Source organism: Bacteroidota bacterium, assembly GCA_039714315.1.
GTDB lineage: Bacteria > Bacteroidota > Bacteroidia > Flavobacteriales > JADGDT01 > JADGDT01.
The window spans coordinates 1-10,927 of sequence record JBDLJM010000108.1; the positions used below are offsets into that span (position 1 = coordinate 1).

A 10,927-nucleotide genomic window follows, 5' to 3' on the forward strand; every position below is an offset into this window, starting at 1 on the left:
AATTTCAGATTTAGCTCCGAAAACAGTTTTCAATCCTTTAAGAGGACTTACTGTACGACATGCAGAAACAGATGCAGATCCTCCACCTCCAAGGCGAGCTTCTTCGGCATTTGGTCCGAAAACACCAATTTTCTTAATCTTGTTTTTATTTAATGGAAGAATTCCTCCTTTGTTTTTCAACAATACAATAGAACCTTCGGCAACCTCACGTGCAATTTTATGATGACGAGGAGTATCATGCTCTGACGGCATTTCTTTACGAGGAATATCAAGCACTCCTGTTTTTACGATAGATCGTAAATAACGTGTTGCAGCCTCATTAATTCCGGCTTCATCAATCAAACCATCTTTAATTGCCTTTTGCATATCACTTGTTCCTTCATCCCATCCTGCAATATCCATGTGTTTTCCCGGTCCGGGCATTTCGATATCAACACCTGCAGGAATAGATTTCTTACTTACAACAGCTCTCCAGTCAGAAACAATAAAGCCTTGATAGTTCCACAATCCTTTAATCACATCTTTAATCATGTATTGTGATTCAGATGTTGGAAGAGGTTTTCCATCATTTACACTCGGAATAGCAATACCATTGTACGCTGTCATAACCCCCCAAGGATCAGATTCGTTAATAGCTATACGAAACTGTTCTAAATACAATTCGTGCAGAACACGTTCACTCATTTGAGCAGCCAAAGCATCCTGTTCGTGCTGTTGATTATTAGCTGTTACAGCTTTAATTACCGTTCCTGTTCCCTGCCCCTGAACACCATTAATAAATGCTGCGGCTAAAGTACCTGTTAAATATGGATCCTCCGAATAACACTCGTAGTTACGACCACCAATAGGCAAACGGTGTAGGTTTACCATCGGTGCTAATAATACTCCCGAACCTGTAGCGCGGGTTTCACGACCTAAAGCACCTCCCATTTTTTCTATCAAGGCTCTGTCCCAGGTTGATGCTTGTCCTACTGCTGTTGGAAATGAAGTAGCACAACCGGAATAATCATCGTTTTCATCAAGAATTACAGTTACACCGTGTCCACAGTCTGTAACCTGAAGTTTAGGAATTCCTAAACGAGGAATTTCTTGCAAATACCACATTGTTTCGCCCGACATAAATCCGGCTTTTTCTTTCAAAGTTAATCTGGTTAATAAATCAGCAACACGCTCCTCAACGTCTAACTTTGGATTTTGGTATGGTTTAATCTCTTCATTCTGAGAACATGAAGAAACTATTAAAACCAAAAAGAAAAATAAAATACTTTTTAATACTCTCATTTTTAAACTTGTTTATCTAAATAAAATCACCAACATATACAGTAATAATAACAATTTCGAATAACTAAATAATTAGGCAATTCTACAATACACAAAATGATATTAATAATTCATATTTTGATATAAAAAAGACTGTCTCCCCCCTTAAAGAAATAAGCAAAAAAAGACCCCGTAAACACAGGGTCTTTATCTTTTTAATAATACTACAAGCATTGTTAAACTAAAAAGCTACCCCATGCTACAACTAGAATAGTATTATTTTCTATATTTTTTAGCCGCAGCAATAGAAGTACTCATAAGTTCAGATATTTTAGCTAAATCGAAACTTCCATCGGCTTTCTTTGCCATAAGCTGAGAACCCATTCCTACACAAAAAGCACCTGCCTGGAACCACTCTTTCAAGTTGTCTTCTTCTGGCTTAACACCACCTGTAGGCATAATGTTAGTAAAAGGTTTTGGAGCTGTAGCCGCTTTGATAAAATCAGGACCTCCAACTTGTGATGCAGGGAAGATTTTCACAACCTCAGCACCGTACTCTTCTGCTTCAGAAATCTCGCTAAGGGATCCACAACCCGGCATCCATGAAATTTTACGTCGGTTACATACCTTAGCCATTTCTGGATTCATTACCGGAGAAACAACGAAGTTCGTTCCCATTTGAATATACATACCTGCAGTTACAGCTTCTTCTACCGAACCTATTCCCATTATCATTCCAGGTAATTCATCTACAGCGTATTTTACTAATTCAGCAAATACTTCCTGTGCGAAATCTCCACGGTTAGTAAACTCGAATAAACGAGCACCACCGTCGTAACAAGCTTTTACTACCTGCTTTGCTACTTCTACATCTTTGTGATAAAATACAGGTACTATCCCTGTTTCTTTTGCAGCTACTGCTACGTCTATTCTTGAAAATTGTGCCATTATTTTTCTGGTTACTTGTTACTGGTTACTTGTTACTGGTTTTTACACAAACTAGTAAGCACAACCACTTTTAACTTTTAACTTTTAACTTACCTAGCTACGCGCCCAGAAGCATCACCACCCATAAGTTTTTCAACCTCATCAACAGTAACCAGGTTAAAGTCACCTTTTATTGTGTGTTTCAAACATGAAGCTGCAACTGCAAAATCAAGCGCTTTTTGATCATCGTTAGGGTAAGTAATAAGTCCGTAAACCAATCCTCCCATGAATGAATCTCCACCACCTACACGGTCAACAATATGAGTGATGTCGTATTTGTTTGACGATTCGAATAATTTTTCACCATCGTAAAGAACACCTTCCCAAGTGTTGTGGTTGGCGTTAATTGAACCACGAAGAGTAGTAATTACTTTCTTTACTTTCGGGAATTTTGACATGATTTGTTTAGATACAGACAAGTAAGCTTTTCCTTCAACATGTCCTCCAGTTACGTCAACACCTTCCGGTGAGATATGTAAGGACATTTCAGCATCTTCTTCGTTTCCTAAAACTATATCAGTAAGAGCAACTAACTCAGGCATAACTTCGTGAGATTTTTTACCCCATTTCCAAAGTTTAGCACGGTAGTTAAGATCACAAGAAACTGTAACTCCCATTTCTTTTGCTACTTCAAGCGCTTCAAGTAAAGCTTTAAATGCACCTTCTGACAAAGCAGGAGTAATACCTGTCCAGTGGAACCACTGAGCATCAGCAAAAACTTCTTTCCAGTTTACCATACCAGGTTCGATCTCAGCGATTGCAGAGTTTGCACGGTCATAAACTACTTTTGAACCACGAGATACAGCACCTGTTTCTAAAAAATAGATACCAACTCTATCTCCCCCTTCAACAATATTATCAACTCCAACATTGTACATACGAAGTCTTTTAATTGCAGCATCTCCGATATCGTTTTTTGGTAAACGAGTAACAAATTCTGCATTTAATCCGTAATTTGCTAATGATACAGCTACGTTTGATTCACCTCCACCATAAGTTGCTTCGAATTCATTAGCCTGGTGAAAACGTAAATATCCGGGTGTTGCTAAACGTAACATGATCTCTCCGAATGTAACAATCTTTTTACTCATAATTATTATTCTTTGGATTACTTAATTTATATCTATTAAATCTTTAAACTACTGTATTTCACAGTATAGTAAAGACGTCATGCATAATATCTCTACCATATGATTTTCTTGTGCTAAATTAGTTATCATACACTTCGTTTCAAATACACATTTTGGACAAAGAACGTAACAATCTGACACTATTTCAGATTTGGAAATTGTTCTGCATATTTGTTTTACTGTTTTTTTTTGCCGCAAATGGCGCTTCGTTACTACTGCGCGTTCTTTTTGTAGAGGCGTCATACATGATATCTCTACTGAATTTCCACATTGATAAGGGTATAAAAAAGAAAACCGTAGCCAATTGTGCAGATTGGCTACGGTTATTACTAACTACCTATTATGTGTGGGCAGTATTTAAACCCTTTTTTCCAAATAATTATTTAATCATTCTCTGGAAGTAGTTATGCGATTTATCAAAGTCTTTATAATCTTTATCTAAAGAAACTCTCTTTTTAAGGCGAATATCCTGTGAAGAAGCTCCTAATGAGATTGTAAATTCTCCTTTTTCCGTTACGAATTCATTCTCTCTGTTGTGAAGAGCTAAATCTTCGGCAGTAACAATAAACATATTCTACTATAAGTTTCTTTGTTAATCTGATATTATCTTCACTTAATACTTTTACAAAATATACTCCATTACTAAAGCTTTCTGTTGAAATCAACTATTTTCATTATTGACTTTAGTTTTTTAAATATAAACAGGTAGAATTCTTCTATGTAATATGCTGATCCGATGTATTGAAAACCTACAAGATTAACACTGTTTGTAGTTAAATTTTACAACTCATCAACTCTTACAAATTCGAAATTTCTGTTTTGCAAAGATTCTATTACCATTGGTAAGGCTCCGATTGTATTCTCCTTATTCTTTTTATAATCCGGTGCATTATATCCTGCATTTGTTGAGTGCAACAAAATATTTGCTCCATCGTAAGCTCTTCCATCTATGATATTAAAAATATCATCTGCTATCACGTTTTTCACATCCCAATCGTGCGGGTCGATACTCCACATTACAAACTCATAATTTGTAGTTTTCAAATACTCTCTTTGCTCGACGGATAAGTGTCCGTATGGAGGACGGAAATAGTAATGATCTACCCCTGTAATATTTTTTATCAACTTATTTGCCGATTCAAGTTCAACCATTAACGAATCCATAGTACTTATACGGTTCAGGTGAAGGTGATTCATAGAGTGATTTCCTATTTGATGTCCCTCACTGTAAATACGTTTCACTACTTCAGGATATTCTTTCACATTTTTACCTACCAGAAAAAAAGTTGCTTTTACATTGTGCTCTTTTAGTATATCCAAAATAACAGGAGTCCATTTATTATCCGGTCCATCATCAAAAGTGAGTGCTATACGGTTTTTAGTCGCAAAATGCTTTTTAGCAAACGATATATAATTATTCCAATCGAACTCTGTTATATTGTGTTTTCCTTCTCTAATATGATATCCTATGTTAGTTTGAATTGAAACATTTGGTTTTGGAATCGAATCAACTTCAATACCTTGTTTTCCAAACAAATGATAAATTTCTGTGGCATATTTTGCCGCTAAAAACTCACCTTTTGGATCTGCCCAATTATCTTTAGTGGCGCTTGCTACATAAAGCGGACGAGGTGCGATAAGCGATAACAACATATGCTGATCAATCGGTAATGTTTTTTCGTTAGTAGAATATTTCTTAAAATTACCTGCATACCATTGTGGTGCATATGCCAAAGATGCATCAATAGTTTCTCCAAATTTCCTACGGAAAAGCGCTGCCCCTGCACTACCTGAATTATTGGATATCGAAATAGCAAAACGATGATCGTTGGCAACAGTCCATAAAGCAACCTTTGCCAAACGCGAGTGGCCTACAACAGCTACTTTTGCCTTGTCAATATTCGAATCGGTTTCAAAATAATCCATAACCCTGCTCAAGCCCCATGACCAAACAGCTATACTACCCCACTCATTATCGGCAGGTTTTGTTTGTCCGTCTTTGTAAAATAATGGCTGAACTCCATTTTGATAACCGTCGTCAAAATCAGGGTCTAAATCGCCATAAAAAACTGTTGTCAATCCATAACCACTATCGATAAGTTTTTCAACTTGCCAACGTTCACTAAATACTCCACGCTTTGCCTCCGTAGCTTTATGATTTTTTACTCCAATAGTTCCCTTATTTATTACATATCCGGTAGCCTGAGTTATATTTTCGTCGTTATGCACGGTGTGGTTTCCAAAAAAGTTTAAACCCAAAAACATCGGAACTTTTCCTTCAACTTTATTTGGCGTGTAGATAAGAATATTCATTTCTGCACTTTTGCCATTATTGGTAAAAGTAGCTGTAATCTCTTTCATTGTAGCTTTTCCTCCAACTGCATCGTTAACAGTTTTAGTAACTTTAAAAACAACATTCACGTCAGCTTCAGGTACCTTCCCGTAAATTTCGTTGCGATATAAGTTTAATATTTCATCGCGACGTTTTTCAATCCAATACAGTTCCTTATTGCCTTGATCTTCCGCCATAAACTCAGGCAGTGTATAATCTGCAACTTTCGACTCTTCGAAATTTGCCTTACCCATCCAGTAAGCCCAATCAATAGATTTTTCTTTCTTCTCATTGATGGTATTACAAGCCTGAAGTAAAAGAATCAACATTAATGCTACTATAATTCTCATAATGTTCTTTATATAAAAAATGAAAAATCAAAATTAGACTAAAAAATGCCTTGTTAACAATACATATTATGACAAATTAATGTTACTTAATGGCAATGGCTCAAAGAAAAAGCACATTGATAATTCATACAAACTACTTTTGCCTATACTCTTTTTCCTTTCAATACTCAATACCTTCTCTACTTCCCTGACCCCTCTCAAAAGGGTGTTTCATCATTTGAATATAACTCACATAGTCTGCCATATCAATCAACTTATCTGTTGCATTCCTACCTGTTAGTACCAGTTCCAGTTTTTTGGGTTTGTTTTTTATGAAATCGATTACCGAATCCTCATCGATTAATTTACTTCCAACAGAAATTAGTATTTCATCCATTATCAGCATATCAAAATCATTGTCGGATATTAATCGCTTCAAACTTTTGAAATTATCCTGATTTGCATCAAAATAACTATCGTAAACAACTTTATCTCCGAGCTGGTTTTCTTCTCCAACTATTGTTGCTCCCAGTCCCTCAAGAGTACTTACTTCGGTTGTTCCGTAAAAAGATGGTTTTTTGTTGAAGTATGAATAACACACCTTCATTCCGTGGCTTAATGCACGTATTCCTAATCCAACTGCCGATGTGGTTTTTCCTTTTCCCTCGCCGGTGTAGATGTGAACTAATCCCGATTCACTCATTTTATAAGTTTTTTTTGCACTACGGGAAACGCAAGGAAAGAAGAAGCATCTATCCCAAAACTTTATTCCCGAAGTTTTGATTAATAAAAATACTTGGCAGGTCTTCTGGCTTACCTTACTTTTTCTTGTCTTCCCATCTCGGCTAAGCCGAGACAGTGACTGTGTTAGAAAAAGCTTAATTAAGGCTTACAGCTACGGGTATAGCTCCGGAATTACACCGGATTCCCTATTAAGGAGTTTCCACAAAAATGAAAATTCCACCAATACAATGGCGAATATATTAATTTATCCGAACATTATGCGTGATTTTAATTTAAATAGAATATCAGAATCAGAACAATATTTTAAGTTATGTTCCGACTATAAAAAAACTTAGAAAATCCGCTTAACTATCGGTGTAGATTGCAACACAAAGCCTTTTGTATTTGCTAAAGCGAAACCCCACGCCTCCAGGGAATAAAATCGTTTTGCTTATTAATTGTGGCTTTAGATCTTACTTTGCCGCTTGCGATATCGATAATCAAAGAAATTAACTCCTCACCTACCTCAGATATTGACTTTTCTCCAGTAATAATCTCTCCTGAATTGAAGTCGATAATGTCGCTCATCTTATTTGCCAATTCGCTATTTGATGAAACTTTAATTACCGGTGTAACGGGATTTCCTGTTGGTGTTCCCAATCCTGTAGTAAACAAAATAATATTTGAACCTGCACCTGCCAAAAGTGTTGTACTCTCTACATCATTACCCGGAGTACAAAGCAATGACAATCCTTTTTCTGAGATATACTCTCCATAGTCTTTTACCGAAACTATTGGCGAAGAACCTCCTTTTTTTGCAGCTCCTGCCGATTTCATTGCATCGGTAATAAGTCCGTCTTTTATATTTCCGGGCGAAGGATTTGCATCGAAACCTGTTCCGCTAGCAATTACGCTATCTTCGTAATCGCGCATCAATTCCAAAAATCTTACTCCATCAGCTTCGTTTACACAGCGATTTACTATATCCTGCTCTACTCCACACAGCTCAGGGAATTCGGCCAATACAACAGTTCCTGCAATACTTGCCATTACATCAGACACATAACCCAAAAGAGGATTTGCCGAAATTCCTGAAAAACCATCCGATCCCCCACACTGCAGGCCAATCGATAAATTTGATAAGGGTGCCGGTTCTCTCTCCTGTTTATCGGCTTTTAATATTTCTGTAATCGAATCTTTAATTGCACTGTTAAGCATTTCTTCGGCAGTACCTATTTGTTGCTGTTCGTATATCAATACCGGTTTGTCGAAATCGGGATTTATCTTTTTAAGTGAATTTTGAAAAATATCGATCTGTAGATTCTGACATCCCAAACTCAATACCGTTGCCCCAGCCACATTAGGATTATTTAAGTAACCAGCCAACAATTGCGAAAGTTCAAGAGCATCCTGACGGATAGCTCCACAACCTCCGGGATGTGTGATAAACTTTAGCTCTATATTCTTTAGAACTTTACTATTCTCGTTTATTGCCTTTTCATCTGGTAATAATTTGATATTTCGGTCACCTGCCTGACTGCGTCTTGCTGGCAGGGATGGAACTCGCATATTATTATCCCTTTGTGTGAGAAAGTTTTTGCTCATGCTCGTTTCATCAGTATTTGAATTTGGCAAATATGAACGTAGTAAGTTTTGATATTTTGATGGTTCGAAGTAGCCCAACTCTTTCTCGAAAGTATCTTTTAGTATTTCAATATTGTTGTTCTCACAAAACACCAATGGAAAGAACAGCCATATATTCCGGGTTCCAACCTGACCGTCGCTGCGTTTAAAACCATCAAAAGTTTTCCCTTCCCATTTACTAATATCGGTTTTCTCCCAATTATAGCTTGCGGTTTTATGTTCAACCTTTGATGTTTTATGCTTGATATTATTAACAGTAATAGCTTCTCCCAACTTTATATTTTCAGTTGTAACACCAACGATAATACCATACATCCAAACATCCTCGTTTTTCGCTAAATCTTTTAACGCAAATTTATGCTTGGCTTTGATATCGGATTTCAACAAATAGTCTGTTCCATTAACACTTACAGTACTTCCCGATTTTAAATCGATTAATGCCACTGCTGCATTGTCTTGACTATCTATTGTTATTGCTTTGTTTTTCATATACTCTTGCTAAAGCTATTTATTAAGTCATAAAATTCGTCATTTCAACTGGAGCTTGCGGAATGGAGAAATCTACTATATTGAAGATGAGATCTCTCCACAAGGTCGAGAAGACGTATAAATTAACTTTTGAAAACCTAATTAATTTATAAACTCTGTCCAAGCTACCTCTACTCCTTTGCTTTCTATTAGTTTAATTGCTTGTATTAAGTTTTCTGACAATCCTTTTACTTCAGTTAAATCTTCTCCCCAAAAACTTTCGTTTGACAAGACATTAGTTACCAAATCTTCAATGCTGTATTTACTCCATGCATCTGCAAAGAAATCCATTACTTCCTTATCGTCGTTAATTGGCATTCCATTTCCTTTGTAAAACACTATTAACGAAGCTAATGAGAAAGTTAAGTTTAGAGGAAGTTCTCCAAATTTATTTTTATAATCTAATAAACTAGGTAATACACGAACTTTAAATTTCGCAATTGAGTTTAGAGCGATACTAGCCAATTGATGTTTTACAGCAGGATTCTTAAACCTATTCACAATCTCATCGGCATATTCTTTTATTTCATCCTCCGGAAAATCCAAAATTGATGAGATTTCATTTTCGATAACATTTTTTACAAACTTAGCTGTAAATGTCTCCTCTACTGTTTGCTGAACTGTAACATTCCCATTCAATAATCCCACGGGCACCATAGATGTATGCGCTCCGTTTAGCACTCTTACCTTACGTGTTCGATATGGTTGCAAATCATCAACCAACAAAACATTCAATCCCGAATTTTCGAAAATTTCATTTAACTTTTTATTGTTTGCTCCTTCAATTACCCACAGGTGGTAATGCTCGGCAGTAACAACTAAATTATCCTTATACCCTACTTCATTCTGGTAATCTGTGATAGTATCTTTCGGATATCCTGTAACGATTCTATCGACCAGTGTATTGTGAAAATAATTTGCATTTAGTATCCAATTTCTAAACTCTTCTCCGAGCTTCCACGAATCAACATACTTTAGCACACAACTCTTTAGCTCCCCGCCATTGTTGTTAATCAGCTCAACCGGAAGTATAGTTAATCCTTTACTTGTATTTCCATTAAACTTTACAAATCTTTTGTACAAAAGCTGTGTAAGTTTTCCTGGATAACTTTTTGCTATTTTATCATTAGAAAATTCTTCCTCAAGATATTGAATCCCGGCTTCAGTAGTGTTTGAAATTACAAGCTCCAAAGTTTCTGTTTCTGCCAGTTCGCTAAACTCTGCAAAATCGCTGTATGGATTTATACACTTATTCACAGATTTTATCAGTCTAGTTTCTTCTACAAAAGTCCCTTTATCCAAGCCTTTTGTAAATACGTGATAAAGTCCATCCTGAGCATTTATCATTTCGGCAAGTCCATTTTCTATAGGCTGTACCAAAGTTATATCTCCGACAAACTTTCCTTGCTCATTTAATTTATCAAACATCCAGTCGACAAAAGCTCTCAGAAAATTACCTTCACCAAACTGAACTATTTTTACAGGATTTTTTCTTCTATCACGGATTTCCTTGTTATTTAAATCTTTCATCTGTTAATAATTTAATATTTCGGTCACCTGACTGACTGCGTCTTGCAGGCAGGGATGCAACTCGCATATTATCATCCCCCTGTGCCCGCCTATCGGCAGATAGGTGAGAAATATACTCTCATGCTCGTTTCATATTATAAAGGTATTGTATATGCCGAGTAGGCTTGACTAAAATAGAACAAACTTTCAGGATATAACTAGTAAAGGCAAATATAATTTTAGCAAATGCTTTTGCTAAGTACTATTATTAGACATTCTTTTACGAAGAAACAAAATATTTAATATATCCGTGCCTTTATTGGTTGTATTACATTATTCATATGTAAACTCTAATAGGGAATCCGGTTAAATTCCGGAGCTGTACCCGCATGAGGGATGGCTCTCGCAGCCCTCTGCGATTGTTTTGAAAATGCATCAATTGAAAAAAGAAAATTTTTTCATTGATACATTTATCCAATCGCATG

At 36.2% G+C, this 10,927-nt stretch carries 8 protein-coding genes and 1 riboswitch; all 8 genes read right to left on the reverse strand.

The window, feature by feature from the left end; translation table 11 throughout:
- Positions 1 to 1,281, reverse strand: a 1,281-nt coding sequence (locus ABFR62_10510) for a glycoside hydrolase family 3 N-terminal domain-containing protein (protein ID MEN8138851.1), incomplete at its 3' end; no start/stop codon positions are given.
- A gap of 255 nt (positions 1,282 to 1,536) precedes the next feature.
- Positions 1,537 to 2,208 (reverse strand): bifunctional 4-hydroxy-2-oxoglutarate aldolase/2-dehydro-3-deoxy-phosphogluconate aldolase, encoded by a 672-nt coding sequence (locus tag ABFR62_10515; protein MEN8138852.1) that lies wholly within the window; start codon positions 2,206 to 2,208, stop codon positions 1,537 to 1,539.
- 89 nt (positions 2,209 to 2,297) lie between these two features.
- Entirely contained in the window at positions 2,298 to 3,338 is a 1,041-nt protein-coding gene (locus tag ABFR62_10520) for a sugar kinase (GenBank protein ID MEN8138853.1), read from the reverse strand.
- A 418-nt stretch (positions 3,339 to 3,756) separates the two neighbouring features.
- Complete coding sequence (locus tag ABFR62_10525) at positions 3,757 to 3,948, reverse strand: hypothetical protein (GenBank protein ID MEN8138854.1); 192 nt, start codon at positions 3,946 to 3,948, stop codon at positions 3,757 to 3,759.
- Positions 3,949 to 4,157: 209 nt separating this feature from the next.
- On the reverse strand, positions 4,158 to 6,059 hold the full coding sequence (locus tag ABFR62_10530) for a polysaccharide deacetylase family protein (GenBank protein ID MEN8138855.1): 1,902 nt from the start codon (positions 6,057 to 6,059) through the stop codon (positions 4,158 to 4,160).
- A gap of 160 nt (positions 6,060 to 6,219) precedes the next feature.
- Complete coding sequence (locus tag ABFR62_10535; GenBank protein MEN8138856.1) at positions 6,220 to 6,741, reverse strand: cob(I)yrinic acid a,c-diamide adenosyltransferase; 522 nt, start codon at positions 6,739 to 6,741, stop codon at positions 6,220 to 6,222.
- Between the two features lie 77 nt (positions 6,742 to 6,818).
- Positions 6,819 to 7,021: riboswitch (cobalamin riboswitch) on the reverse strand.
- A gap of 148 nt (positions 7,022 to 7,169) precedes the next feature.
- On the reverse strand, positions 7,170 to 8,894 hold the full coding sequence (locus ABFR62_10540; GenBank protein MEN8138857.1) for an altronate dehydratase family protein: 1,725 nt from the start codon (positions 8,892 to 8,894) through the stop codon (positions 7,170 to 7,172).
- A gap of 141 nt (positions 8,895 to 9,035) precedes the next feature.
- Positions 9,036 to 10,463: a tagaturonate reductase gene (locus ABFR62_10545; GenBank protein MEN8138858.1), complete on the reverse strand. Its 1,428-nt coding sequence runs from the start codon at positions 10,461 to 10,463 to the stop codon at positions 9,036 to 9,038.
- Between the last annotated feature and the right edge of the window lie 464 nt (positions 10,464 to 10,927).